The 26,178-nt window shown below is 74.7% G+C and carries 22 protein-coding genes and 1 pseudogene; 7 read left to right on the forward strand and 16 right to left on the reverse strand.

All coding sequences use genetic code 11. The features are described 5' to 3' along the window. Positions 1-30 precede the first annotated feature (30 nt). The 3 genes from OG715_RS04205 to OG715_RS04215 are packed head-to-tail and all read right to left on the reverse strand — an operon-like array spanning position 31 to position 3,301. A complete protein-coding gene (locus tag OG715_RS04205) occupies positions 31-948 on the reverse strand; it encodes a hypothetical protein (protein WP_266277286.1) in 918 nt (305 codons plus the stop codon). Next, complete coding sequence (locus tag OG715_RS04210) at positions 945-2,870, reverse strand: GMC family oxidoreductase (protein ID WP_266277284.1); 1,926 nt, start codon at positions 2,868-2,870, stop codon at positions 945-947. Before OG715_RS04210 ends, OG715_RS04205 begins: the two co-directional genes overlap by 4 nt. Then, positions 2,867-3,301 (reverse strand): hypothetical protein, encoded by a 435-nt coding sequence (locus tag OG715_RS04215; RefSeq protein ID WP_266277282.1) that lies wholly within the window; start codon positions 3,299-3,301, stop codon positions 2,867-2,869. The genes OG715_RS04210 and OG715_RS04215 overlap by 4 nt, the downstream gene beginning before the upstream one ends. 393 nt (positions 3,302-3,694) lie before the next feature. Here OG715_RS04215 and OG715_RS04220 point away from each other — a divergent pair, with 393 nt between their 5' ends. Further along, positions 3,695-4,513: a DUF4389 domain-containing protein gene (locus tag OG715_RS04220; protein ID WP_266277281.1), complete on the forward strand. Its 819-nt coding sequence runs from the start codon at positions 3,695-3,697 to the stop codon at positions 4,511-4,513. Positions 4,514-4,644: 131 nt separating this feature from the next. On the opposite strand, the gene OG715_RS04225 is transcribed toward OG715_RS04220, so the two are convergent. Further along, complete coding sequence (locus OG715_RS04225; protein WP_407661092.1) at positions 4,645-6,465, reverse strand: S8 family peptidase; 1,821 nt, start codon at positions 6,463-6,465, stop codon at positions 4,645-4,647. A 307-nt stretch (positions 6,466-6,772) separates the two neighbouring features. On the opposite strand from OG715_RS04225, the pseudogene OG715_RS04230 reads away from it, so the two are divergent. Continuing rightward, positions 6,773-7,273, forward strand: a pseudogene (locus OG715_RS04230) (MBL fold metallo-hydrolase); the annotation flags it as partial. Position 7,274: 1 nt separating this feature from the next. On the opposite strand, the gene OG715_RS04235 reads toward OG715_RS04230, so the two are convergent. The 3 genes from OG715_RS04235 to OG715_RS04245 all read right to left on the reverse strand — a co-directional run bounded on the left by OG715_RS04235 (position 7,275) and on the right by OG715_RS04245 (position 9,651). Beyond that, positions 7,275-8,033, reverse strand: a complete 759-nt coding sequence (locus OG715_RS04235) for a thioesterase II family protein (protein ID WP_323182295.1) — start codon at positions 8,031-8,033, stop codon at positions 7,275-7,277. Between the two features lie 175 nt (positions 8,034-8,208). Beyond that, positions 8,209-8,823 carry an AAA family ATPase gene (locus OG715_RS04240; RefSeq protein WP_266277280.1) on the reverse strand — a complete coding sequence of 205 codons (615 nt, stop codon included), beginning with the start codon at positions 8,821-8,823 and terminating at the stop codon, positions 8,209-8,211. 309 nt (positions 8,824-9,132) lie between these two features. Next, positions 9,133-9,651, reverse strand: coding sequence for an Imm21 family immunity protein (locus OG715_RS04245; protein WP_266277278.1), 519 nt, complete (start codon positions 9,649-9,651; stop codon positions 9,133-9,135). A 441-nt stretch (positions 9,652-10,092) separates the two neighbouring features. Here OG715_RS04245 and OG715_RS04250 point away from each other — a divergent pair, with 441 nt between their 5' ends. The 3 genes from OG715_RS04250 (at position 10,093) to OG715_RS04260 (ending at position 12,261) form a co-directional block, all read left to right on the forward strand. After that, positions 10,093-10,278: a hypothetical protein gene (locus tag OG715_RS04250; RefSeq protein ID WP_266277276.1), complete on the forward strand. Its 186-nt coding sequence runs from the start codon at positions 10,093-10,095 to the stop codon at positions 10,276-10,278. Positions 10,279-10,472: 194 nt separating this feature from the next. Then, the gene (locus OG715_RS04255; RefSeq protein ID WP_266277274.1) at positions 10,473-11,345 is read left to right on the forward strand and encodes an aldolase; all 873 of its coding nucleotides are present in this window, start codon (positions 10,473-10,475) and stop codon (positions 11,343-11,345) included. 1 nt (position 11,346) lies between these two features. Continuing rightward, a complete protein-coding gene (locus OG715_RS04260) occupies positions 11,347-12,261 on the forward strand; it encodes a dihydrodipicolinate synthase family protein (RefSeq protein WP_266277272.1) in 915 nt (304 codons plus the stop codon). A gap of 60 nt (positions 12,262-12,321) precedes the next feature. On the opposite strand, the gene OG715_RS04265 is transcribed toward OG715_RS04260, so the two are convergent. Continuing rightward, positions 12,322-12,897: a helix-turn-helix domain-containing protein gene (locus tag OG715_RS04265; protein WP_266277270.1), complete on the reverse strand. Its 576-nt coding sequence runs from the start codon at positions 12,895-12,897 to the stop codon at positions 12,322-12,324. 145 nt (positions 12,898-13,042) lie between these two features. Between OG715_RS04265 and OG715_RS04270 the strand changes: the two genes are divergently transcribed. Next, a complete protein-coding gene (locus OG715_RS04270) occupies positions 13,043-13,966 on the forward strand; it encodes a phytoene/squalene synthase family protein (protein WP_266277268.1) in 924 nt (307 codons plus the stop codon). Between the two features lie 64 nt (positions 13,967-14,030). On the opposite strand, the gene OG715_RS04275 is transcribed toward OG715_RS04270, so the two are convergent. The 3 genes from OG715_RS04275 to OG715_RS04285 all read right to left on the reverse strand — a co-directional run bounded on the left by OG715_RS04275 (position 14,031) and on the right by OG715_RS04285 (position 21,348). Continuing rightward, positions 14,031-15,023 carry an ATP-binding cassette domain-containing protein gene (locus tag OG715_RS04275; RefSeq protein WP_266277266.1) on the reverse strand — a complete coding sequence of 331 codons (993 nt, stop codon included), beginning with the start codon at positions 15,021-15,023 and terminating at the stop codon, positions 14,031-14,033. An 86-nt stretch (positions 15,024-15,109) separates the two neighbouring features. Beyond that, the gene (locus OG715_RS04280; protein ID WP_266277264.1) at positions 15,110-17,926 is read right to left on the reverse strand and encodes an FtsX-like permease family protein; all 2,817 of its coding nucleotides are present in this window, start codon (positions 17,924-17,926) and stop codon (positions 15,110-15,112) included. After that, positions 17,923-21,348 carry an ABC transporter permease gene (locus tag OG715_RS04285; RefSeq protein ID WP_266277262.1) on the reverse strand — a complete coding sequence of 1,142 codons (3,426 nt, stop codon included), beginning with the start codon at positions 21,346-21,348 and terminating at the stop codon, positions 17,923-17,925. The genes OG715_RS04280 and OG715_RS04285 overlap by 4 nt, the downstream gene beginning before the upstream one ends. A 372-nt stretch (positions 21,349-21,720) precedes the next feature. On the opposite strand from OG715_RS04285, the gene OG715_RS04290 reads away from it, so the two are divergent. Next, positions 21,721-22,440, forward strand: coding sequence for an ABC transporter ATP-binding protein (locus OG715_RS04290; RefSeq protein WP_266277260.1), 720 nt, complete (start codon positions 21,721-21,723; stop codon positions 22,438-22,440). A 65-nt stretch (positions 22,441-22,505) separates the two neighbouring features. Here OG715_RS04290 and OG715_RS04295 read toward each other — a convergent pair whose 3' ends face one another. The 5 genes from OG715_RS04295 to OG715_RS04315 all read right to left on the reverse strand — a co-directional run bounded on the left by OG715_RS04295 (position 22,506) and on the right by OG715_RS04315 (position 26,144). Then, on the reverse strand, positions 22,506-22,763 hold the full coding sequence (locus tag OG715_RS04295; RefSeq protein ID WP_266277258.1) for a hypothetical protein: 258 nt from the start codon (positions 22,761-22,763) through the stop codon (positions 22,506-22,508). A gap of 254 nt (positions 22,764-23,017) precedes the next feature. Continuing rightward, complete coding sequence (locus OG715_RS04300; protein ID WP_266277256.1) at positions 23,018-23,629, reverse strand: peptidase inhibitor family I36 protein; 612 nt, start codon at positions 23,627-23,629, stop codon at positions 23,018-23,020. A gap of 166 nt (positions 23,630-23,795) precedes the next feature. Continuing rightward, positions 23,796-24,446, reverse strand: coding sequence for a response regulator transcription factor (locus OG715_RS04305; protein WP_266277254.1), 651 nt, complete (start codon positions 24,444-24,446; stop codon positions 23,796-23,798). Continuing rightward, complete coding sequence (locus tag OG715_RS04310; protein WP_266277252.1) at positions 24,434-25,681, reverse strand: sensor histidine kinase; 1,248 nt, start codon at positions 25,679-25,681, stop codon at positions 24,434-24,436. Before OG715_RS04310 ends, OG715_RS04305 begins: the two co-directional genes overlap by 13 nt. 88 nt (positions 25,682-25,769) lie before the next feature. Beyond that, entirely contained in the window at positions 25,770-26,144 is a 375-nt protein-coding gene (locus OG715_RS04315; protein WP_266277250.1) for a hypothetical protein, read from the reverse strand. Positions 26,145-26,178: the final 34 nt, after the last annotated feature.

The raw sequence follows: 26,178 nt of genomic DNA on the forward strand, positions 1-26,178 counted from the left end.
TCCTGTCCGGCTCTCGGGGTCCTGCCGGGGTCAGGGAATGTAGTAGGGGCGGTGGTGGGCGGCCACCGGTGCGGACTGGTAGGTCCAGGCACCGGCCGCGGGTGCGGCGCCGACCAGGCGGGCGAGGTCGGCGACGGCGGCCCGCGCGTGCCCGCCCGAACCGGGCTCGCTGGACCCGCCCTCACCCGAACCACCCTTACCCGGACCGTCCTCGCCCGGACCGCGCTCGCCGAGGGTGAGGCGGACCCGGTCGGCGGTGCGGGCGTTCAACGGGTGGAAGCGGTAGGGCTGGTGGACGGTGAGCGGGCCGGCCAGCAGTCGGCCCTCCTCGTCGGTGCCGTAGCCGGTGACGGGGGTGTTGACGACCGGTTCGCTGTCGAGGCCGGCCAGGTCCGCCTCGACGGCGAACAGCTCCTCCTCGTGCCGGCGCAGCCCCTCCGGCCCGAGCGTGGCCCGGTGGCAGGCGACCGACCAACGGTCGTGCACGGCGGCCGCGTTCAAGGAGGGCAGGACGGCGGTGAACCAGCCGGGGTGCTTGGGCTCGGCGTAGAGCCGGGTGCCGGCGTCGATGGCGAGCGGGTTGTCGCAGAGCACATGGAGGCGGGCGATGCCGAGCAGCCTGGTCTGGTCGTGGCCCCGGGCGTACTGGCCGTAGTCGACGGCCGGCAGCCGGTCGGCGGCGGACCGGGGGTGGGCGATGACGTTGATCTCCACCTCCTCGGTGATCCCGCCACCGGTCGGGTACTGGGCGAAGTACAGCTGGTAGTTGAGCGAGACGCAGGCCCGGCCGCCGAAGTCGGCCGCGGCCAGGGCCGGGTGACGTTCGGCAAGGAGTTCCTGGACCGGTCCTGGGTCGACCAGGTAGTCCACACCGATGTTGTGCAGAGCGCCGTAGTGGAAGGGCAGGTAGTACGGCTCCGGCACGGGTGGCAGTGGCAGACCGGTCATGAAAGCTCCCTGGACGGGGTCGGTGAGGACGCGGGGACGGAGGACGGCACGGAGGACACGGAGGAGGGCACGGAGGAGGGCACGGAGGGGGTAGGCCGGGGCGGACGCGGCACGGTGAGCGCCGCCGGGCCGCGCAGCGCCGTCAGGTCGTGGTGGGCGCGGTCGGCGCTGCGCAGGGCGAGGGCGGCCATGGTGAGCGAGGGGTTGGAGGTGCCGAGCGAGGGCATCGAGCCGCAGCCGACGGCGTAGAGGTTGGGGTGGTCCCAGCAGCGCTGCCACTGGTCGACCACGGAGGTGCCCGGCGAGTCGCCCATGATGTGGGTGCCGCCGCCGTGGCCGGCGCCCCGGTAGCCGTAGGGCCGGCCGTCGTGTTCGAGCCGCCCGGGCCAGCCGGGGCCGGCCTCGTAGCGGGTGTGGTCCTCGGCACCGAGCAGGGCGAACAGTTGGTCGGAGACGGCCCGGGCCGAGGCCATGCCCTCCCGGACGTATCCGGAGAGGTCGTAGTGGAGGGCCGGTCTCGGCAGCCCGAGGGGGTCCGGCGAGCTGTGGTCGAGGGTGACCCGGTTGGCCGGGTCGGCCGGCTGCTCCAGTTCGAACTGGAGCGAGAACTGACGGCCGAGCCGGTCGCCGAGGCGCTCGCGCAGGTCCTTGCCGCGCACGCCGGTGCGCAGCAGGGCCCTGGTCTCGACCTGGGGCGGGCGGCCGGCCCAGGACCAGCCCCAGTTGCCGATCTCGATCCGGAACGGCGCCCGCCGGGCCCGGGCCCCGCCGAAGCGGAAGGCTTCCAGTCCGCTGGTGGAGCCCGGCCCCCGGTAGGGTCCGGTCGGCTCCGGCAGCAGGCCCCAGGTGAGCAGGGCCGGATGGTCCATCAGATTGCGGCCGACCTGGTCGCTGCGGTTGGCGAGGCCGGAGAGGAGCAGCAGCCGGGCGTTCTCGATCGCGTGGGCGGCGAGGACGACCAGATCGGCGTGGACGCGGTGGGTGGCGCCGTCCGCGTGGTACTCGACGCCGGTGGCGCGGCCGGTGCCGTCGACCAGGACCCGGCTCGCCACGGCGGCGGTGCGCAGCCGGACGCCGGGCGCCCAGCGGGCCTGGGTGCGCAGCGGGGTGTACTTGGCGCCGCTGGGGCAGGCCGGGACGCAGGAGGCCGCGCCCTGGCAGAGCGGTCCGGTCGGGTGCTCCGGTCCGGTCGGGTGCTCCGGTCGGGTGGGCCGGCCGTTGCGGGCGTGCGGGGTGGTGCTGACGGCGAGTCGGGCGTCCTCCTCGGCGGCCGGGTCGCGGACGCTCCGGCCGTCGAGGGCGCGGGCGATCGTCCGGTCCAGGTGGGTGGCGGGGATCGCGCGCATCGGGAAGGCGTAGTCGGCGGGGATGGGCAGTCCGACGGCGTGGCGCTGCTGGTCGGCGTCGGCGGCGACGCCGAGTTCGTGTTCGGCCTGCCGGTAGTACGGTTCGAGGTCCTGGTAGCCGATGGGCCAGTTGCGGCCGTGGCCGAGGTCGGCGGTACGGAAGTCCTCGGGGTGCATGCGCGGGGTGAGGCCGGTCCAGAGCAGGCCGGTGCCGCCGTTGGCCCGCAGGTAGCCGCTCGCGTAGGGCAGCGGTCCGTGCTGGCGGAGGTGTCCGGTGGCCGTGAACCCGCCGTCGGGCAGGGCGGTGAGGTCGCCGACGTCCGGGGACGGGGCGTCGGCGGTGCGGGGGTAGGGCGAGGTGGGGGTGCCGCCGCCGGCCGCCAGGTACGCAGTGGCGGTCGTGGCGGCGTCGGGGATGTCGTGGCCCGCTTCCAGGACGAGGACGCGGTGGCCGTGGCCGCCCAGGCGGTGGGCCACCAGTGAGCCGGCGAAGCCCGCGCCGACCACGATCACGTCCCACTGCCGCTGGGTGTGCGGTCCCGGCCCGTCCTGGTGCCGACCGGCGTCGCGGGTCATCGGCCGGCCCCGCCGTCCTGCGGGGCCTCGGCCCAGCTGCCGTGGCCGGGGGCGGTGCTGCCGGGGGCGGCGCCGTGGAAGGTCCGCCACATCAGGCCCCGGTCGTGGGCCCGGGGCGAGGCGGGCGGCTCGTCCGGCCAGGCGCCGACGTACCAGAGGTGGACGAGGGCGTGCTCGTCGCGGACCCGGTGGGCGAGCAGGGTGCGGTGGTGCTCGTGGGCCATGCCGGTGTCGCGCAGTTCGCTCTCGTCGAAGCCGGTGAGTTCGGCGGAGAAGCGGAGGAAGTCGGCGAAGTCGGTCAGCTCCAGGAGGTCGCCCGACGTGGGGAAGCCGTACGCCGCGCGGTCCGGCTCCTCGTCCTCGGTCCCCGGGTCGAGGCCCTCGGCGAGCGGGCCGGAGAGGCGGTGTTGGTGGTCGTCGAACCCTGGCAAGCCGGCACCCCCATGGTGAGCAGGTCGCATCACATCGCGTCACGTCGTGTCGGATCGCGTCGTTTCACGTCCCGGACATGACAGCCGGGAGGACGCTCCGCATCCGACGGACGATCGGGCAAGCTCCGATCGTCCCGGAACCGATGCTGCCCCGTCCCCGCCCCTCGGAGAACCTTCGACCACAATCGATCGATCACGACCACTTCGCCAAGGTTTCGCCGTCACACAGCGACCGATTGCTTATCGGATCGACTGTCTGAATGACCGGTTCCGACCGGCCGGGTGCGCTCGCCCGAGTGGCGCAACGCAGCGCGCGGGTTCCCCCGACGGCTGCGATCTTCGGAGCACGCGCGGGTCCGCCGCGCGCCCCGGTGCCGAGCCCTGGAGGCCCCGATGTGGCAGGCTCCCCCCGCCGCCGCCCCGTACCCGAACGAATGGCTGCCCTCGCTCGACATTCCCGCCCCCGGCGCCCAGAACCGGCTGACCGTGCTGTTCCGGCTCCTGCTGCTGATCCCGCAGTTCATCGTGCTCTGGGTGCTGTCGGTGGTGGCGTTCGTGGTCACGGTCATCGGCTGGTTCGGCGCCCTCGTCCTCGGCCGGCTCCCGGTCTTCGCCGCCGACTACCTCTGCGCGTACGTGCCGTACGAGACCCGGGTGAACGCCTACCTGATGATGACGACGGGCAGCTATCCGCCGTTCGCCTTCCGCGTCCCCGACTACCCCGTGCAGGTCGGCCTCAGGCCCGGGGAGCTGAACCGGCTCGCGGTGCTGTTCCGGATCGTGCTGGTCGTCCCCGCCGCCGTGGTGCAGTGGCTGCTCTACGCGGGCTGGTGGGTGGTCGGCTGGATCAGCTGGCTGGTGGTGCTGGTCCTCGGACGGATGCCGCAGCCCCTGTTCGAGGCGAGCGCGGCGGTGCTGCGCTACCGGATGCGGTACACGGCCTACCTGGTGATGCTCACCTCGGCCTACCCGAAGCAGCTCTTCGGCGACGAGCCCGGCTCGGATCCCGAGGGGAAGGTGTCGGCGACCCGCCCACTGGTCATGAGCGGCGCGGGCCGGGGTCTGCTGGTGCTGTTCCTGGTGCTCGGCCTGGCCTCCGCCGTGACCAGCTCGGTCACGACGACCGTGAACGGGAACGACGACGACGAGGTCAAGAACGTCACCGGCCCGCTGCTCCCCGGTCCCCTGCTGCCGGGGACCTCGTCCCGCTGACGGCAGGACGACCGGCCGGAGCACGAGGAGACCTGGCGAGAGTACGGAAAAGCCGCGGCGGCGGGGGTTGCCCCCCGCCGCCGCGGCGCGTCCCGCTCCCCGTCCGCACTGCCCACCGGACGGGACGACGGTCAGAAGGTCAGGTTCCAGGCGTCGACGGTGCCGACGTCACCGGAGGCGCCGTCCTTGACCCGCAGCTTCCACGTGCCGTCGGCCGCGCTCGCGGAGGCGTTCACGGTGTAGGTCTTGGCGACGTTGTCGGCGCTGTCGCTGTCGGTGAAGTCCTCCAGCAGGTAGACCGTGCCGTTCGGCGCGACCAGGGAGATCACGAGGTCACCGCGGTAGGTGTGCTTGATGTCCACGCCGACCTTGAGCGCGGTGGGGGCGTTGCCGCCGACCCCGGTCACGGCCAGCGGGCTGTCCACCGTCGCGTTGTCGGTGATCGCCACGTCCATCAGGTTCTCGAAGTACTTGCCGGTGGGCGGGGTGCCGCCGCCGACCGCCTTGAGCGCGTCGACCTGGCCCTCGCCGAAGAAGGCGTTGTTGGCGGTGGTGCCGGTGCAGCGGCTGTCGGACGGGCAGGCCACGTCGTTGGCCTGGGTGGCCAGGCGGGCGCGGATGTCGGCCGGGGTGAAGGTCGGGTTGGCGCTCGCGATCAGTGCCGCGACACCGGTGACGTGCGGGGAGGCCATCGAGGTGCCGCTCTTGGTGCCGTACTTGCCGCCGGGCAGCGTCGAGTACACACCGGTGGCGCCGTCACCGCCGGGCGCGGCGACGTCGATGACGCCCCGGCCGAAGTTCGAGTACGAGGCCTTGCCGGTGCCGCTGGCCATGGCCGAGACGGTCACCACGCCGGGCAGCTCGGTCGGGATGTCGATGCAGGCGTTGGTGATGGTCCGGGTGACCTTGGTGGAGTCGTTCGGGCTGTCGCTGTCGGTGGTCTTGTTGGCCAGGTCGTAGTTGGAGTTGCCGGCCGCGGCGATCTGGAGCGAGCCCTTGCCCTCGGCGTAGGCCTGGGCCCGGCGGACGCCCTCGATGATGGCCGCCTGGTCCAGGTTGTCCGGGCAGTTGAACTGCCACGGGTCGGTGTAGTAGCTGTTGTTGGTCACCTTGAAGCCGTGGTCACCGGCCCACACGAAGCCGCAGACGGTGTTCTCGGCGAAGAACAGCGTGCTGGTCGGCTCGGCGATCCGGACCGAGGCGATCTTGACGCCGGGGGCCACGCCGATGACGCCCTTGCCGTTCTTCGCGGCGGCGATGGTACCGGCGACGTGGGTGCCGTGGGTGTCGACGTCGCGCCAGGCACCGGTACGGGTGTCGGCCTTGCCGTAGGCGCAGGAGGCGGAGTCGGCGGCGTCGAAGTTGGGCGCCAGGTCCTGGTGCTGGTCGTCGACGCCGGTGTCCAGCACGCCGACCTTGACCGTGGACGAGCCCGTGGAGACGGCCCAGGCCTGGTCGGCCTTGATCTGGGTCATGTCCCAGCGGTTGGACTCGGTCAGGGTGGTCGCCGACTGGGCGGGGTTCGCGGGCAGGGCCGGGTTGTAGGCGTCGGCCGGAACGTCCGAGGTGCGGGTCGCGCCGACCTGCTGGACACCGGCCACCCCGCGCACCGCGGCGGCGAAGCCGGTGCCGGTCGAGTGGGCGACGACGACACCGATCGCGTCGTAGCTCGCGAAGACGGTACCGCCGTTGGCGGTCACGGCGGACTTGGCGGCGGCGATGTCGGCGGGGGCGCTGATCACCAGGTAGGCGCGGGTCCCGGCGGCCCAGGCGGTGGCGACTGCCGGAGCCTGCGGCGCGGCCGGGGCGGCCGGGGCGGCCGGAGCCTGGACGACGGGGGCGGCGGCGGGCGCGGCGGGCGCCGCGACGGCCAGGGTGGCGGGGGTGGCCAGGGCCGCGGCGGCCAGCAGGGCGAGGGCGGCGGTGGGGCGGCCGACCCGCCGGGATATCAGGGGTGACACGTGCGTCCTCCGATCGGGGCCCGTGCGTGAGGGGATCGCACGGGGGTTGAACGCAACATGCCAGAACAGCCAGCATTTGGGGAAGGCTTTACGCGTGACCTGTTGTCACAAACGTGTCAACATTTGATGTCTCCCCGATTGCTCCTGTCATTCCGGTCGTCCCTACCTGCGCGACACCCGGGTGATCCGCCGCCCTCGACCGCCCGGGGAGAGTGGATCCGCCGCACCGCGGAACCGGTCGAATCCGCTGTCGGCGGACAGCCCCGGACCGGACCCGGCGGCCCGCCAGGATGACCGGATGGGCAATCACACCGCAGTGCACCGACTCGACCTGGGCTACTTCGTCCGCCCCGCTCCGGAGACCGGCGGCCCCCGGCCGCGCGTCGAACCCGTGCTCGCCTATCTGGTGCGGCACGACCGGGGACTGATCCTCTTCGACACCGGCATCGGTGCCGTCGACCCCGGGACCGAGGCCCACTACCGCCCCCGGCGAAGGCCGCTGGAGGGCGCCCTCGCCGCCGCGGGAGTCACGCTCGCGGACATCTCCCTGGTCGTGAACTGCCACCTGCACTTCGACCACTGCGGCGGGAACCCGCTACTGGCCGGCACGCCGATCCTGGTCCAGACCGCGGAGTTGGCCGCCGCCCGCCGGGGCGGCTACACCATCGACGAACTCGTCGACTTCCCCGGCGCGACCTACCGGGAGGTCGACGGCGAGGCGGAGGTCCAGGTCCGGGCCCGGACCCGGACCCGGGCGTTGCCGGGGCGCGCACGCCCGCGCCCCGGCGACGCCCGACGCCTCAGAGGGCGCGCAGGTGGGACTTCACGACGTCCAGCACACCGGCCCGCTCGTGGGTCAGGTAGAAGTGGCCACCGGGGAAGACCTTCAGATCGAACCCGCCGGTGGTGTGCGCGGCCCAGTCGCCCGCCTGGTCGAGGGTCACCCGGGGGTCGTTGTCACCGGTCAGCGAGGTCACCGGCACCCCGACCGTTTCCTCCGGAGCGGCCACATAGGTCTCGATGGCCGTGTAGTCGCCGCGCAGCGAGGGCAGGATCATCTCCCTCAGCTCCGGATCGGCCAGCAGGCGTTCGTCGGTGCCGCCGAGCCTGGCCAGCTCGGCCAGCAGCCCCTCGTCGGGCAGCAGGTGCACCGCGGAGTCGCGCGGCTCGGACGGCGCCCGGCTGCCCGAGGCGCACAGCCGCACCGGGCCGGCGACCTTGTCGCGCTCGAACCTGCGGACCACCTCGAAGGCGATCGCCGCCCCCATGCTGTGCCCGAACAGGACCAGCGGCCGGTCCGCCCACGGCCGCAGCGCGGCGTAGACCCGGTCGGCCAGCTCGGGCAGCGAGTCGAGCGCCCGCTCGTCGATCCGGTCCAGCCGACCGGGGTACTGGGCGGCGAGCACGTCCGCGTACGGCGACAGCTCGGCCGACCAGTCCCGGAAGAAGCCCGCCGAGCCGCCCGCGTGCGGGAACATCACGACCCGGGCGGGCGCCGTGTCGAACGGATGGAAACGGCGGAACCAGAGGCTGTCGGTGACGGCGGTGGGGCCGGGCATAGGGTGCGCTCCCTCGCGACTGACTGATCGGCAGGACGGTCTACCGCACAGTCTCCCCGGCCGACCCGCACCCGCGTCAACCGCCCACCGGAAGGGGATCGTCCGGCCACGGCCCACCGGCGGATCCCGGCCGGTCCGGGAGCCCTCCCCGCAGCCCGCCCCCGCAGCCCTCCGGTCAGCCCCCGACGGCGGCCACCGCGTCGCGACCGAACCGCGCCTCCTCCGCCCGCGAGCGGGACCGGCCGTCCAGCAGCAGCACCGACGCCGCCTCCGGCACCGGCGTCGGCGCTGCGCCCCGGATGTGCGCGGTGAGCGCCACGAGCAGCTGGTCCAGGCCCCGGCGGTGGCGGGCGAAGACCCGGTTCGAGGCCCAGCGGCCACGGGCCCGCTGACCGGCCAGCGCGGTCGCCGCCCCGACGTCGAGCAGCACGAGGTGCAGCTCCCGTCCCTGCCGGGCGGCCTCGCGGGCCAGCCAGCGGCGCATCCACGCCCGGCTGCCGCAGTCGTGCACCAGCAGCGGCCCGCCCCGGCGCAGCGAGCGGCGCAGCAGCCGGAAGTGCTCCAGCCGGGCCCAGGGGCGGTAGACCGCGTACGGCAGGCGGTCCGGCATGACGGCGGCGCAGACCTCGTGCACGGCGCGCGGGTCGACGGTCACGGCCTGCGGCGCGCGGGCGGACCAGCGCCGCAGCAGGGTGCTCTTGCCGCTGCCGGGCAGCCCGGAGACGACCACGACCGCGTCGGCCGGGTAGTGCACGACGAACGGCTCCCCGGCCGCGCCGCGCAGGTCCACCGGTCCCCGCGGTTCCGTCCCAGCCTCCGCCGGCCGGCCCGCGCCCGGCGCCACCGTCCTCGCTCCGCCCACGATGGCCGACCCGTCCATACCGCTCACCCGTCCCGTCCGTGCCCGACCTGGAACGATAACAATCCACGCCGCCCGGACCCCCGGCGGTTCCCGGGCGGGTGCCGAAGTCGTGCGGTGGCGGCGCTGTCCACGGACACCGGGGCAGCCGGGTGGGCGGACAACTCGCGGTCCCTGCCGGTGGACAGTTCGTCTCCTGCCGGAGGACGGCTCTTCGTCACCCGCTCCGGGTCGGACCCATCACCCGGGGAGGCGGCGCACGGCGACCAGCGTGAGCGCGGTCCGCGGGTCGGGTTCGACGTAGGCGGCGCGCACGCCGTAGGACCCGGCCTCCAGGCCGACCCGTACGTGGTCCTGCCGGCGGGACTCCTCACCCGTCCAGGCCGCGTCGAACAGCACGACCGGTCCCGGCACCTGCCAGGTCAGCTCCGGCTCCCATGACGCAGCGAGCATCGCCGCGTCCACGCTCCCGAGCACGGCCTCCTCGGACTCCGCCGCCGACCAACGCACGAACACACCCTGCTCCGGCAGGTACGCGGTCGAGGCGGGTTCGTCCCCGAGGACCAGGGCCTCCACCGAGCCGACCCGGAGCAGGCCGATGAAGCCGTCGACGCGACAGGCCCGGTCGTAGTCGTCACCGGCGTCGTCGTTCCCGGCCGATCCCGACCATGCCTCCAGCCCGACCTCGGGAAGCACGACGAACGGCCCGCCGAGGGTCTCCACCCACGCCACCGCTCCCGGCTCTCCGTACATGACCATGAGCGCAACCTACACACCGGGACCGACAACCGGCCTCCGGCCCCGACGCCCGGCCCGGCGACCGGGCTCAGCCCGGACGAGCACCTCGACCCCCGGCCGCCGACAACGGCCGCCCCCGGACACCGGGACGCGGATCCGGGAGGAGCGCGGCCGGACGCCACCGGCGGTCGGCGTCGGGTGTGTCCGGGTGCGCCGGACGGCGCGGGTGTCCGACGGTGGCCGGTCGGCGAGGGCCGGTGACGATCGTCAACACGCACGACGTCGCCACAGGGGCGCACGGCCCGGCGCAGCGCACGCCGGGAGTGCCTCGAACGCCCGCGTGCACGACCGTGCGCGCGGCGGTCGGCAGGTGGAACCGCCCGTGGACACTCGACCTCGTCGGCCGGTCTGCCGATATCCCCGGCGGCACTCCCTCGCGCCGTCCTCCTGGAGGCATCTCCCATGACCTGGCTCCGCGTCCTCACCGCCCTCGGCATCCTCGCCGCGGCGGCGAGCGCCCTGCTCGTGTTCGCCCTCTGCACGGCCGCCGGCCGGGGCGACCGCATCGACCGGGGTGCACCCGGCAGCGACCTGCGCTCGGACGCCGAACGCTCCGGGCTGATCCGCCGCACGGGCGACGGGAGCTGACGGTCCGGCGTCCCGCTCCGCTCCGACGACGGGGTCGCCGTCGGCGTCACCGGCATCACCGACGGCATTACCGTCGACGCCAGGACACGATGTGTCCTATGGTGAACGCAGTGTCCTGCCGGTGCGTCCGGCACGCGACACCAGGCCGCCGCGCGCCGCTGCGGCACGCCCCCGAACGAAGGAGCACCCCGGCCATGGCCGAGACCCTGACCACCGCCAAGGCGGACCTGGTCGACCTCGCGCAGCGCAGGATGCGCACCGCGATCCCCGACAACGACTGGACCATCCGCCAGAAGCTGGCCCTCACCTGCCGGATCCTCTTCGAGGCCGGCCACGACTCCGGCCTGGCCGGCCAGATCACCGCCCGCGCCGAACAGCCGGGCACCTACTACACCCAGCGGCTCGGCCTCGGCTTCGACGAGATCACCGAGGACAACCTCCTCCTGGTCGACGAGGACCTCGACGTCCTGGAGGGCGAGGGCATGGCCAACCCCGCCAACCGCTTCCACAGCTGGGTGTACCGGGCCCGCCCCGACGTCACCTGCATCATCCACACCCACCCGCCGCACATCTCCGCGCTGTCGATGCTGGAGACGCCCCTGGTCGTCTCACACATGGACCTCACCCCGCTGTACGAGGACTGCGCCTTCCTGGAGACCTGGCCCGGCGTCCCGGTCGGCAACGAGGAGGGCGAGATCATCACCGCCGCGCTCGGCGACAAGCGGGCCCTGCTGCTCGCCCACCACGGCATGCTGGTCGCCGCGGCCGGCGTGGAGGAGTCCTGCACCCTCGCCGTGCTCTTCGAACGGGCCGCCCGGCTCCAACTGCTGGCCTCGGGGGCCGGTCGGATCCAGGAGATACCCGCGCCGCTCGCCCGGGAGGCCCACGACTGGACCTCCACCGCCAAGCGCAGCCAGGCCAACTTCGCCTACTACGCCCGGCGCGCCCTGCGGGCCGGTCACGGCGACGCGATCGGCGGCGGCACGATCGGCAACAGCACGGTCGACCGCGGCACGACGGACGGCACCGGCACCGGCACCGGCACGACCTCCGAGGGCGGTGCCTGAGATGACCGGACTCGCACTGGAGGGGATCATCGCCTACCCGGTCACCCCGTTCGCCCCGGGCGGGGAGGACGGTGTTACCGGCCGCAGTGAGGGCGGCGTCGACACCGACGCCCTCACCGCCCTGGTGGACCGGCTGATCGACGCCGGCTGCCACGCGATCGCCCCGCTCGGCTCCACCGGCGAGAGCGCCTACCTGGACGACCAGGAGTGGTACACCGCCGCCGAGGCGGCGCTCGCCGCGGTCGCCGGCCGGGTGCCCGCCGTGGTCGGCGTCGCGGACCTCACCACCCGGGGCGCGGTTCGACGCGCCCGGTTCGCCGAACGGGCCGGCGCGGACGCCGTCATGGTGCTGCCGCAGGCGTACTGGAAGCTCGACGAGCGCGAGGTGGCCGGCCACTTCACGGCCGTGGCGGACGCGGTCACCGTCCCGGTGATGCTCTACAACAACCCGGCCACCAGCGGCGTCGACCTCTCCCCCGAGCTGATGGTCTCGCTGGTCGAGCGGGTGGAGAACATCACCATGGTGAAGGAGAGCAGCGGCGACGTACGGCGGATGCACCGGCTCACACAACTCACCGACGGCGCCCTGCCGTTCTACAACGGCAGCAACCCGCCCGCGCTGGCGGCCTTCTCGGCCGGCGCGGCGGGCTGGTGCACCGCCGCGCCCTGCCTCATCCCCGGCCCGGTCCTGGAGCTCCACCGCGCCGTCCGGGCGGGTGAGTGGGACCTCGCCCTGGAGGTCTTCCAACGCCAGCTCCCGGTCCTGGAGTTCATCCTGGGCGGGGGCCTGCCCACCACCGTGAAGGCCGGTCTGGCCCTGCTCGGTATGGACGTCGGCGGCCCGCGCCGACCGCTGCTGCCCCTGGACCCGGCCGGGACGGCCCGCCTCGCGGAACTGCTCGCAGCGGCCGGCTGAGCCGTCCCTGGTGCCTCGGCCCCGGTACCGCCGGGGCCGGGGCATCGGGGCCGGGGCGCCTCAGGGCAGGGTCGGGACGTGGTCGGCGGGACCGGACGGCGCGTCGTGGATGACCACGAGGATCGCGGCGGGCCGGCCGCCGGTGGAGCGGCAGCGGTGCGGCAGGGCGGAGTTGAAGTACACGCTGTCGCCCGGCCCCAGCACGACGGTGCGCTCCGGGAACTCCAGCTCGGCGGTGCCCTCGTGCACGAAGAGGTACTCCTCCCCGGCGTGGGACTTGAACGGCGGGTCGGCGGGATCCGTCGGCGGGTGCATCATGAACGGCACCATCCGCTTGTCGGTGAGACCGGTCGCGATGCCCTCGTAGCGCGTGGCGTCCGGGCCCGTCCCGGCACCCATCGGGGTCCGCTCGTCGGCCCGGACCACGGTGATCAGTTCGGGCTCCACCTCGTCCGAGAACAGCCGGCCGACATCGACGTTCAGCGCGTGCGCGAGTTTGAGCGCGGTGGAGATCGACGGGTCGCTGAGGCCGCGTTCCACCTTGGACAGATAGCTCTTGGTCACCCCGACCCGTTCCGCCAGAGCCTCCAGGCTGAGCCGGTTCTGCTTCCTCAGCACCCGCACCCGGCTGCTCATGTGCCGCCCCTCACCACCTGCCGCCGCGGAATGGACCGGTCCAGTATCCCACCCGCGCCCGGCCGCTCCGGACCGGCCCGGGCCGCGGGATCCCGGGGGCACGCCATAGGCTCGGTCCTTCCGAGCAGAGGGACGGGTGAGCCGAGTGGGCAGGTGGGAACGGGCGCTGGACGCGGCCGGGGTGCGGGAGGCCGGCCTGCGGGCCGACTACGGGCGGCAGCGGCAGCAGGTGACCCGCTACCGGCGCGAGGTCGCGGTGGCGGCCGGGCTTCTGCTGCCGGAGCGGACCGTCCCGCACGTGATCGCGGCGGCCGCGTTCATGCACCGGACCGACACGCTGCTCGACAGCGGCCCGCTCGCGGAACGGCGGGCGGCCGCCGACCGCTGGCAGCGGGAGGTGACCCGGAGCCTCGCCGAGGGCCGGACGGAGGACCCCGAACTGCGGCCGCTGCTGCACAGCGCGGCCGCCCACCCCGAGCTGCGCGACCGGGTCCTGGACCACCTCGCCGCAGCGGAGGCGGATCTCGACTTCACCGGGTTCGACACCGAGGACGACTACCAGCGCTACGTGGACGGGTACTCGCTGCCGGGCTTCATGGTCGTCGCCGCGCTGCTCGGCCCGTCCGGCGACCAGTCGGAGTACCGCGCCGCGTGCCGGACCTTCATCGACGGCAGCCAGCGGCTCGACTTCGTCAACGACCTCGCCGAGGACCTCGCGGAGGGCCGGCTGACCGTCCCCCGGGACCGGCTGGAGCGGCACGGGGTCACCCGCGCCGATCTGGAGCAGGCCCGTGACCTGCCGGCGGTCCGGGAGCTGCTCGGCGGCCTGCTGGACGAGGCGGACCGCACCCTGGCCTCGGCCGGGACGGTGGTCGGGCTGGTCCCGGCCGTCCACCGGCCGATGGTCCGCTGCATCGTCGGGGTGGAGCGGCTCACCGGGGCGGCGGCGCGTGCCGACCTCGGCGCGCTGCTGCACCGCTCCGCGAGCCCCGCCAAGCCCGCCGCGCTGCGCCTGCTCGCCCGGGAGTACCTCCGGTTCCGCCGGGAGGACCGCCGGTCCCGCCGCTGACACTCCGACAGCGACGGGACCGGCGGCGGGACTCCCGGGGACCCTCAGGAACCCTCAGCGACCCTCAGTGGCCCTCCAGGTCGTCCGGACGGAGCGCGATGTGGTCGGGGGCCAGCTCGACGGCGACCCGGTGCTCCATGCCCAGCGCCTCCAGGAACTTGGCCGGGAGCTGGACCCGGCCGGTGCGGTCCAGCATCACGTACTCGGTCTCGTTGACCGACTCCTCGCCGTGCTCGTCGGTGAGGGTGCGGCGGAGCACCTCGCTGCTGGTGCGACCGTCGCGGATGGCGACCGTGCGGCGGACCTCCCCGGCCACCATCGGGTCGTGGGTGACGATCACCACGGTGGCGCCCAGTTCGCGGTTGACGGTGCGGAAGGCCTCGAAGATGCTCGCCCCGGTCTCCGAGTCGAGCTCGCCGGTGGGCTCGTCGGCGAGCAGCACCGGCGGGTTGTTGGCCATGGCGACGGCGATGGCGACGCGCTGCTGCTGGCCGCCGGACATCTCGGTCGGGCGCCGGCGGGCGAGTTCGCCGATCTCCAGCGCCTCCATCAGCTCGGCGACCCGGGCCGCCTGCTGCCGGGAGCCGCCGCGCGAGGACCGGCCGCCGCGCAGCTGCATCGGCAGGGCGATGTTCTCGGCGGCGGTGAGGAACGGCAGCAGGTTGCGGGCGGTCTGCTGCCAGATGAAGCCGACCACCTCGCGGCGGTAGCGCAGCCGCTCCCGGGGCGACATCTCCAGCAGGTCGCAGCCGGCCACGGTGGCGGTGCCGGCGGTCGGCACGTCGAGCCCGGCCAGGATGGTCAGCAGGGTGGACTTGCCGCTGCCGGAGGCACCGACCAGGGCGACCAGGTCGCCCTGCCGGATGGTCAGTTCGAGTCCCTGGAGGGCCTGCACCTCGACGCCCTGGGCGCTGAAGATGCGGACCAGCCGGTCGCAGACGATGGCCGCGTCCGCGCTGTGCGCCGCCGGGCCGGCCGCGGCGGCGCGGGCGCGCTCCTGGAGTTCCTGGAAGGTGGGGGCCGGGGCGGTCTTCTGGTCCTGGGCGCTGCTGTTCACCGCTGTGCTCCTCTCGTCGGCGTGGGGCGTGGTCGTCGTGCTCGTCGTAGTCGTCGTGCTCGTCGTGGATGCGGTCGGCGATCCGGTCATCGCTGGTCCCCCGCCCGCAGTTCGGTGGCGATCTGCCGCCGCCCGGCGATCAGCGCCTCGGCGACGACACCCGCGGAGACCAGGGCGGCGAGGCCCACCGTCGGCAGCAGCACCGGCGGGACGGCGACCGGCAGCCCGGGCGCGATGTCGGCGCCGACCAGGACCGACAGATCGAAGGCGGGCCCGAGCATGGCGACCGCCGCGACCGCGACCAGGCCGCCGCCGACCGCCGCGACCAGGGTCTGCGGCAGCGTCTCGATCAGGATCAGGGTCAGGCCCTGCCGGGGCCGCAGGCCCATGGTGCGCAGCCGGGCCAGCAGCGCGGTGCGCTCGGGCGCGGCCCGGACGAGGGTGAGCAGGACGGCCAGCAGGGCGAGCGTGCCGGCCCCGAGGACGGCGGTCCAGAACAGCCGGGCCGCGGCGGACTGGAGTGGGTCGGCGGCGAGGGCGGCGCTCACGGCCGCGCTGGTGCGCACGCTGTAGCCGGGGGGCAGCCCGTCGTTCCCTTCGCCGGCCGCGGTGGGGAAGGCGGTGGCCCGCTGGGCTTCGGTGGCGATCTGCTCGCGCACCAGGCTCCGCAACCGGTCCTGGTCGACGGAACCGGTGGCCAGCCAGATGTTCGCGCGGCCGAGTTCGGGCGCGAGGGCGACGGCCGGGCGGGCCGGCAGGACGACGAACAGCCGGTCGTCGCCCTGGAGCGCCGGGGTGCCGTCGACGGTGGCGGCGGTGCTGGTGAGCAGTTCCCCGCCGTTGGGCAGCCGGAGGCGGTGGGTCGCTCCCGGGCCGAGCTTGCGGGCGAGGGCGGTGGAGACCAGGGCGGGTACCGGGGCGTCCGCCCCGCCGGTGCCGCCGGAGAGCGCGGCCGCGTCGAAGGCGCCCCGCCCGAGCGAGCGGGATATCTCCGCGTACGCGACCGGGTCGGCGACCACGGCGAAGACCCGGGTGGAGCCGTTGCCGTCGATGACGAACACCTCGGTGTCGGCCCAGATCCGGGCGGAGGCGCGGACCCCGGGCAGCTCGGCGGCCGCCTCGGCGAAGCCCTCCGAGACCGGGACGCCGATCGGGACGACCACCGAGGCATCGCCACCGACGGTCAGCCGGGCGGCGTGGGTGCGCTCGGTGTCGACGGCCCCGAGCACGGTGGAGCCGAAGCCCGCGGTGGTGACGGCGAGCAGCAGGGCGATCAGGGGCAGGACGGAGGGCCGGGCCCCTTCGGTGCTGCCCCGGGCGGCGCGGACCAGGCCGAGGAAGCCGATGGCGCCGGGCCGCCGGGTGGCGATCCGGGCGAACGCGCCGAGCAGCAGGGGCTGGAGGCGGGCGAGCAGCAGTCCGCCGGTGAGGGCGAGCAGCAGCGGTGCGGCGACCAGCAGCGGGTCGACGCCCGTTCCGGCGGGGGCGACGCCGCGCCGCCGGACCTCGGCGACGGCCGCGACGGTCAGGGCCAGGACGGCGAGTTCGCCGGCCAAGCGCCGCCGGCCGCTGCCGACCCGGGGCCGGGACCAGAGCCGGGCGGCGCGCACCGGCAGGGTGAGCAGGGAGAACAGGGCGACGGCCGTACCGGCGAGGACGGCGCCGCCCCAGCGCGGGCTGGGCAGCAGCCACAGTGCGAGCAGTCCGGCGAGGACGGCGGGCAGCAGGACGGTGACGACGCCTTCGCCGAGCAGTCGCCCGACGACACCGGCCCGGGAGCCGCCGCGGGCCTGGAGCAGGCGCAGTTCGGCGGACCGCCGGTCGCCGGCGAGGGCGGCGGCCAGGCCGAGCACGACCAGGCCGACGCCGGCCAGGCCGGCCGGGCCGATGGCGGCGAGCGGCGCGGCTGCCTGCTGTCGGGCGGTGGCCTTGTCCAGCAGGTCCGGCAGCGGCGAGGTGATCTGCAGGCCGGAGCGGCTGGTGGCGTTCGCCAGTGCGTTGGCGGTGTTCCCGGTGAGGTAAGCGGCGAGTTCGCGGTCGGTGCGGTCGAGTCGGTCGGCGCGCAGCCGGTCGACGTCGACCGGGATCCGCCAGAAGTCCTGGGCGCCGGTCTGCCAGCTCTGGACCGCGTCGAGGGCGCTGCCGTCGACGAGTCCGGTGAGGCGCCAGTAGGCGTAGGTCTGCTTGCCCCGGGTGAAGTCGAGGCAGGCCTGGACGGGGCAGGAGAGTTCGGCCCAGTACGGGTCGTTGCGGTCGTTGGCGTTCAGGATGCCGACCACCTCGGCCTTGTGCGGTGCCTCGCCGTCGAGAGTCTCGCCGGTGTTCAGCATGTCGCCGAGGTGGATCCCGAGGGTGGTGGCGGCGTCGCGGACGAGCGCGATCGGGACCGGCGCGGCGACGCCCTTGGGGGCGTCCGGCCAGCGGCCCTCGGCGAGCGTGGTGTGCTCGCGCAGGCCCTGGACGTAGAGCAGACCCATTTGCGGGTCGACGCCTTCGGGCCGGGCCAGGCCGGGGTCGGTCAGGGAGCGCGACTTGCCGCTGCGGGCGCCGTAGACGAGTCCGCCCGGGGCGACGGCGAGGGTGGGGCCGACGTGGGCGGCGAGCAGGGCGGCGTCGTCGTCCAGGGTCTTGGCCCCGCCGGCCAGCGCGGCGGAGGCGTACATGCTGGTGGCGACGGTGCCCCGGTCGCGGAGGAAGTCGCGCAGGCCGTGGTCGGAGGCCCGGTCGAGGACCCGCGGGAAGGCGGTGGCCAGGAAGACCGTGCCGAGCGTGAGGACTGCGGTGAGCAGGGCGGCGAGCGGGGTCGCGCGCAGCCGGGTACGCACCCACGGGGCCGGGCGGTGGCCCGCCCCGGGGGCGGTGCCCGTGGGTCGGGGGGCGGTGGTGGCGGCCGGGCCGGTCACATCTCCTCCAGGTGCCGCAGGCGCTGCGCCACGTCGCGGCGGCGGCGGCCGCCGAGCAGGGCCGAGAGCAGGGGGACGGCGGAGATCGCGACGGCCAGCAGCGCGGCGGTGCCGAGCGGCAGGGCCACCAGGGCCTCCGGGACGGGGCGGCGGGCCGCCGGGGTGAGGACGACGAGGGGCACGATCAGATGGACGATCAGGGCGCCGAGGGCGAGTCCGACGACGCTGCCCAGGCCCACCAGGACGGCCTGTTCGGCGGCGGCGGTGCGGACCAGGCGGCGCCTGGGGGCGCCGAGGGCGAGCAGCAGCGCGGAGTCGCGGGAGCGCTGGCCGGCGGCGGCGGCACCGGCGGCGCCGAAGCCGATCGCGGCGAGCACGGTGGTGACGACGGCGATGGCGGCGAGGGCGTTCTGCGGGGCCGCGCTGAGCGGGTCTCCGAGCAGGTCGGCGGCGACCTCGTCGCGCAGTTGGAGTCCGGGGGTGCCGGGGGCGGCGCGCAGTGCGGCGGCGGCCTCGGCGGGGGTGCGGTCGTCCGGTCCGGTGGCGGGCAGCCACCATTCGGCGGGGGCGGGTGTCTCACGGCCGCCGGCGGCGAGCACCCGGCCGACCGCGCCGAGGTCGACGAGTACCGCGTTGTCGCCGACGACGGGCAGCGAGGCGACCTCGCCGGTGATCCGCACCGGCACCGTGGTGAGCCCGAAGGGCACCCGGACGGTCGCGCCGACGGCGGAGCCGGTGGCGGTGAGGTAGCCGCGGGTGGCGACGCCGGCGATCGCGGCCGGGGGCTTGGCCTCGGCGGGGGTGATGACGGCGCGCCGGTTGTTGAGGGTGTCGGAGCCGACCCCGTAGCGCACGCTCAGCAGTCGCCGGTCGTCGGAGGTGCCGGGGACGACGTCCACGCCGACGGGGCGTTCGGCGGCGTCGCCGCTGGTGGTCCAGCCGAGGCCGGCCGGGACGGTGGCCGGCACCCCGGGGTCGGTGGCGCGGTCGGCGGCGGCGAGGCGGCGGATCGTCAGTTCGCCGGTGTCCTTGGGGCCGAGGGAGAGGGTCAGGCCGATCACGGAGAGCGGCGCGGACACCGAGCTGAGGCCGCCGTCGGTGAGCGCGGCGAGGTCGACGGTGGCGCGGGCGTCGCCCGTGGCGGGGACGCCGGTGACCGGGGCGACGAAGGAGAGGTCGTGGCCGTCGCGGAGCAGCAGCCAGGCTTCCGGGGCCCTGGGTGCCGGGGTCGGTCCGAAGCTGTCGTCGGTGGCCGCGGCGGGGCGCGGACCGGGGGTGTAGGTGAGGTCGACGTCGATCCGCTGCGGCTTCCCGGGCAGCGGGACGCCGGTCGGGGCGGCGCCCGCGGTGCCGGCGGCGAGCGGGGTGAACAGGCTCTTCGGGTCCTGCCCGTCGAGCAGGTCGGAGCGGACCGGGACGTGCTCGGCGAAGGCGGCGGCGTCCAGGGCGAGGACCTGGCCGTGGGAGCCGTCGGGCAGCGACTGCTCCTGTCGGCCGACCGGGAGGATCCGGTCGCCGCCGGGCAGGGCGGCGAACCGGCTGCCCTGGCCGATCGCGGCGGTGTGGGCGCCGTGGATCCGCAGGCCGCCGGCGGTGGCGAAGGAGGCCTGGTCCTGCTGGGAGGCGTTCCAGGTGTCGTGCTGACCGAGCGCCAGGACGCCGGTGGAGACGCCGAGCACCAGGAGCAGCACCGGTCCGCTGGCCTGGCCGGGGCGGCGGGCGAGTTGCCAGCCGACCAGGGCGGGGCCGAGCCCTCGGCCCCGGGCTGCCAGTCGGGCGCCGAGTCGGGCGACGAGCGGCAGCAGCCGCAGCACCAGCAGGGTGCCGGCGCCCAGGGCGAGCGTGGGGGTGGCGACCAGGACCGGGTCCAGGCCGAGGCGGCCGTCGGCGTCCGGGGACAACCCGCCGCTGTACTGGGAGAGTTGCTGGTAGGCGAGGACAGCCAGGCCGAGCAGGGCGAGGTCGGCGCCGGAGCGGGCCGCGCCGGCGGCCAGGGCCTGGCGGCGGCCGGCCCGGCGCAGCACGGCGGTGCCGGCGCCGCGCAGCAGGGCGGGGACGGCGGCGAGCAGGACGCAGCCGAGGGCGCAGGCGACCGAGACCGGCCACAGCGTCCAGTGCAGCGAGGTGTCCAGCGGCACGTGGCGCAGCGGGCCGAAGCCGCCGAGGACGCGCAGCAGCGGCGGGGTGAGCAGCGGGGCCAGCAGGGCGGCGGGCAGTGCGAGCAGCATGGCCTCGACGGCGGTGTAGCCGCCGAGCCGGGCCCCGGAGGCGCCGCGGGCGGCGAGCAGGGCGTTCTCGGACTGCTGGCGGCTGGCGATGAGGTGGACGACGAGCAGCAGGGCGGCCGAGGCCAGCACGATCAGTTGGAGCGCGCCGATCAGCAGGGTGGACCGGGCGACCATCGCGCCGGAGTCCAGTTCCTTGAGCAGGGCCGGGAGTTCGGTGCGGGCGATGAGTCCGGCGTTGCGGTTGAGCGCGTCGCCGGCCGGGGTGACCCGGTCCCGGACCGCGTCCACGGCGGCGGTTCCGACGCCGGTGAAGTCGGCGTCGATCAGCCAGCTGCGGCCGTTCTGGGGGATGCCGGGGGCGCCGGCGACGCCGAAGGCGGTCTCGTCGACGAGCAGCGGGCCGTAGGTGGTGAAGCCGCCGGAGAGGATCTCGCGGCCCTGCACCGGGTCGAGCCGCCAGTAGAGGTCGGCGGGGTCGTTGGCGCGGTAGGCGCCGGTGACCCGGACCACGAGCGGGGGGCCGCCGTAGCGGTCGGTGAGCCGGACCTCGGCGGGCAGGGCCTCGGTGGTGAGGCCGAGGCGGGTGAGCACGGACCTCGGGACGGCCGCCTGGACCGGGCCCGGGGCGCCGGGGGTCGCGGCCGCGGGCCAGTCCCCGGCGAGGAGTTGGACGTAGCCGCGGTCGAGGGCGGCGAGCAGGGTGAGGTCGTCGGCCCTGGCGGCACCGGGTTGCGCACCGGCGGCGGCCGGGGCGGCGGAGGGAGCTGCTGCGGCTCCGGCGGAGGCCGCCCCCGCGGCCGTCGGGACAGCGCCCGCCGGGGCGGCCGGAGTGCCCGCCTGCTTGCCCGTCGGGGCAGCCTGCGCACCGCCCGCCGGTCCGGTCGGCAGTCCGTAGGAGCGGCTGCGGGACAGTCCGCGGGTCTCGGCCGGCAGGTCGCCGAAGAGCTCCCGGGCGTAGTCGGCGACCGCCGCGTCGTCCTTGGCCCTCCGGTCCAGCCCGTGCTCGGAGTTGACCACCACGGTGGTCCGCGGGTGGCCCGCGCCCTGCAGTGCCTGCCGCTGTCCGATCTCGCCGACGGTGCGCTGGAAGGCGACCAGCGCCGTGAGCACCGCCGTCGTGATCAGTACGGTGAGCAGGGCGGCTGTGGCCAGGGGCAGTCGCCCGCGCAGACGGCGCATGACAAAGCCGAGCATCCCGATCCTCCCCCGGTCGTCAATGGTGTCCGCGCCGCATCCGGTCCGGGCAGGTGTCTCGCACTGCGCGGACGGGCCCTCGGGGCGCTTTCGTCCTGGTGATCACCGGCGCTTGATCACCGGATAGCGGACGATGCTTTCAGATCCGGTCAAGGAAAGGAAGGGACTTGCGCGAAGGATGTAAGTAATGAGCAAATGCTGCGCATCGCATGCGCAGTGCAGCAGGGCAGGGCGGCGATCGACGGAGCATCAGGCCCCACCACTCTGCTAAGACATGAACACTTCAAAGAAATACTTCGAAGTACACCGCGAAATCACCTCGGCCGGCCGCCGTCGGCAGGACCCGCCGGGCGAATCCCAGGGGGACGCCGCATGACCCAGCAACCGGCCGGCACCGACACCACTCCCATGGTGGCCGTCACCGAGGTCCACCGCAGCTTCGGCACCGGCGAGCGCGCCGTCCACGCCCTGCGCGGCGTCTCCTTCACCATCGGCCGCGGCGAACTCACCGCCCTCAAGGGCCGGTCCGGCTCCGGTAAGACCACCCTGCTCAACCTGGTCGGCGGCCTGGACGCCCCGACCGGCGGCAGCATCACCCTGGACGGCACCGACCTCGGCGGCCTGGACGAGGACGGGCGGCTCGCGCTGCGCCGCGACCGGCTGGGCTTCGTCTTCCAGTCCTTCGGCCTGCTGCCCGTGCTCACCGCCGCGGAGAACGTCGGCATCCCGATGCGGCTGCGCAAGGTGCCCGCCGCCCAGCGGGAGGAGCGCGCCCGCACCCTGCTCGCGCTGGTCGGACTGGCCGACCACGCCAACCAGCGCCCCGGGGAGCTCTCCGGCGGCCAGCAGCAGCGCGTCGCCATCGCCCGGGCACTGGCCAACGAGCCCGATCTCATCATCGCGGACGAGCCGACCGGCCAGCTGGACTCCGAGACCGGCCGCTCGATCATGGAGCTGCTGCGCGCGGTGGTCCGCAGCGAGGGCGTCACCGTCCTGGTCGCGACCCACGACCCCAACCTGATGGAGCTCGCCGACCGCGTGGTCGAACTCCGCGACGGCCGCGTCGTCGACGAGCTCGCCGAGGTCGGCTGACGACCCGCCCGCAGCACCGCCGGTGGAAGGCGGCGGCGAACTCGGCCGCACGTGCCGCGACGGCCCTATCGCCTGTTCCAGCGCCAGTAGTTGGTCAGACCGAGCCCCGCCGCCGCGAGCGTCGCGCCGATGACGATCAGGGGGAGGAAGGCCGTGGCGATCGCCAGGATGAGCACGGCGCAGCCGCTGGGCAGGAGCCAGCGGAACCACGGCTCCCCGGCGATCCGCCGGGCGTCCCAGAGGCAGGCGCCGAGCACGGCGAGCAGCAGCAGGAAGCTCGCGACGGGCATGCCTCGGGGCGTCAGGGTCGCTGCCAGCCACATGGTGTCGTCCTTCCGAGAGCCGGTGGGGGCCGACCCGTGCCGCCCCTCCCGATCAGGTGGTGCCGATCCGAAAAAGTGCGGGCCGGACGCCTCTCGGCGCCCGGCCCGCCACGTATGTCACCCTCCGCGCGACGGTCACCCGGTGCGGTCCGGCGTCGACCGGACCGCACCGGGTGAGCGACCCGCCGTCAGCAGGTCACAACCCGTTCAGGTCACACACCGACCTGCCCGCACCCGGACTTCCGAAACAAGCTTCAGCAGGGGCTGAGCCAGTAGACCCAGCCCCAGGGGGCGTGGCGGTCCTCGCTGTAGCCGCCGGGTGAGGTCCAGCCGACGTTGTGGTCGCGGTCGTAGAACCTGGCGTACAGGGTGGACCGCTGGTTGTTGATCCACGACCCTGTCCCGGCCCAGCCGATGGGGACCGGGTAGTTGCAGGTGAACAGGCGCAGCTCGTCGCCGGTGAAGTTCTCGCCGCTGTACGCGCACACATAGGTGTACGGGCAGCCCGCGGCCAGCGCCGGGCTGGTGCCCGCGGCACCCAGGTCACGGGCGCGCTCCTCCCCCGGCAGGGTGAGCAGCAGCTCGCCGCCCCCGGCCAGGGTGATCCTGTTGACCGCCGACTGGCTCGCGCCGGGGGTCTTGGCGAGGTAGCCGTCGACCCGGGTCTGCAGGTTCCTGGCCTGGGAGCTGTCCAGTCCGAGGCTGCGGGCCTGCGCCGAGAAGCCGGCGCGAGCGGCCCCCGGGTCGCTCGCCGCGGTCGCGGCCGTCGCGGCAGGGGCGACGCACACCGCCAGTGCGGCCGCGACGGCGAAGGGTACGGTCAGCAGATGCTTCCTCGTGGTTCCCACGTGCAGACGTTCCATCATGCAACCTCCTCTGCGGGGTCCTACCGAGGTCCATCCTGTCCCGGCACGGCAGCGGGAGGCTTGTAGGAATGCGTACCGCCGGTTGCCGCCCTGTTCCGGACGGCAAGCCCGGAGCAGGCCGGCCCGGACCGATCGGACAACACCGCTCGGGCCCGGGGACGGCCGGTCACGTTGCTGACGCCGCCAGGAACCTCAGCACCGCGAGGACGCGGCGGTGGTCCGCGTCGGCGGTGGGGAGGTCGAGTTTGGCGAAGATGTTGTTGATGTGCTTGGCCACCGCGCTCTCGCCGACCAGCAGTGCCTGCGCGATGCCGGCGTTGGACCGGCCCTCGGCCATGACGCCGAGGACGTCGCGTTCGCGCGGGGTGAGCCGTTCCAGTGGGTCCAGGTCGCGGCGCAGCAGGAGTTGCGAGACGACCTGCGGATCCAGTGCCGTGCCGCCCTCCGCCACCCGCCGCACCGCCGCCACGAACTCCGCCACATCGGCGACGCGCTGCTTGAGCAGGTAGCCGACGCCGCCGGCGTTGGTGGAGAGCAGCTCGGCCGCGTACCGCTCCTCCACGTACTGCGAGAGCAGCACCACCGCCGTTCCCGGCCAGCGCCGACGGATCTCCACCGCGGCGCGCACCCCCTCGTCGGTGAAGCCCGGCGGCATCCGGACGTCGACCAGCGCGAGTTCCGGCCGGTGCTCCTCCACCGCCGCCAACAGTGCCTCGCCGTCGGCGACTTCGGTGGCGACCTGGAACCCGCCCGTCTCCAGTACCTTGACGAGGCCGACCCGCAGCAGCAGCGAGTCCTCCGCGATCACCGCCCGCACGGCAACTCCGCCGTCACTGTGGTCGGTCCGCCGACGGGACTGCTGACCTGCAGGGTGCCGTCGACGGAGCCGACCCGCTTGGCCAGCCCGCTCAGTCCCGTTCCGGCGCGGGCGTCGGCCCCGCCCAGTCCGTCGTCGGTGATGTTCACCCGCAGCACCTTACCGATCCGCCGGACGGTCACTTCAGCGCGCGTCGCGCGGGCGTGCTTGGTCACGTTGGTCAGCGCCTCCGAGACCACGAAGTACGCGACCGACTCCACGGCGGGCGCCGCCCGCTCCGCCGGATCGACCCGCAGGCGCACCGGCAGGGGCGCCCGGGCGGCCAGTCCGGACAGGGCCGCGTCCAGGCCCCGGTCCTCGAGCACGGCCGGATGCAAGCCCCGTACCAGGTCGTTGAGTTCCTCGATCGCCTGCTTGGCCTCCTGGTGTGCCCCGGCGAGCGCTTCGCGGGCTCCGGCCGGCAGGTCGGGCTGGGTGGCCAGCGCCAGGCCCAGATTGACCGCGAGCGAGACCAGCCGCTGCTGGGTGCCGTCGTGCAGATCGCGCTCGATGCGGCGACGCTCGGCGTCGACGGCTTCGATCAGGCCGGTGCGGCTCTGGTCCAACTCGTCGACCCGCTCGCGGAGCTGCTGGGCCGGGCTGGGCCCGAGCAGAGCCGTCGCCGCACGCGACTCGCCGCGGGCCACCGCCCCCGCCGCCGCCGGTACGGCGCAGAGCAGGGCGAGTCCGCCCAGCGTCCAGCCCGGCAGTTGCGTCGTGACGCCGAACCACTCCCGGCGCGCCTCCACCGGCAGCGCCCACGCCCAGGCGGAGCAGGTGGCGCCCGCCAGGCCCACGGGCAGCGCCATGAGCACCAGCAGTTCCGACACCGCCAGGACGGGGCCCAGCAGGAGGTGGTAGCCGAGCTGCCCCCAGGTGCGCGGCGCGCGGAGCCGACGGGCGGCCGCCGCCCACCACCGCCGCTGCTCCGGCGCGGGCGCCGGCCGGGGGAGGAACACGCCGAGCAGCACCCGGTGCCGGGCCCGCTGCACAGCCGTCAGCACCGGCACGCCGAGCAGGATCACGGCGACCGAGACGGGCAGCGCGAGCGGCCAGCGCCCGGCCTCGACAGAGGTCGTCAGGCCCCAGCTCCACACCGGCACCAGCCCCAGGTGCGGCAGGACACCGGCGGCCAGGAAACCGGCGTCCCGCCGCGCCCGCAGGACCGAGCGCCGCAGCCCGGGAGGAATCGTCACGGCTCGAACCTAGAGCACCACGACCGGCGCGTGCCATGCGCCCAGGACCCGGTCCGATGGTGAAACCAGTACCACCAAGGAGCCGACTCTAGGCGGGGAAGCCGGCGATGAAGGCGTCGAGGCCTCGCGTCAGGTCGAGGGGTCGGAGGTCGACGTCGTAGTCGATCCACCACACGACGGGAACCGTCGGGGCGAGGTCCTGGAGCACCCGGTGAACGACGGTCAGGGGTCCGACGGGCGATCCGCGGTCCTCGAAGGAGAAGACACCGTGGCGGAGGTTGTACGACAGCTCCGCCGGCCGGGCGGCCCCGACGTCCGCGACGATCTCCAGGAAGTTCTCGAACTCGCCGCTCACGGTGGCGTTCGGCCAGTGCCTCAGGACGCTCTCCCGCACCTGCTCTCCGGTGAAGGCCCACGGGCCGACGCGTTCGCGGTCGGCGCTGATGTTGAAGCTGGATCCCACGGGGTGCTCGTTTCGCTCGACGGTGCGGGTCAGG

It is taken from the genome of Kitasatospora purpeofusca (assembly GCF_036010405.1).
Taxonomy (GTDB): domain Bacteria; phylum Actinomycetota; class Actinomycetes; order Streptomycetales; family Streptomycetaceae; genus Kitasatospora; species Kitasatospora purpeofusca.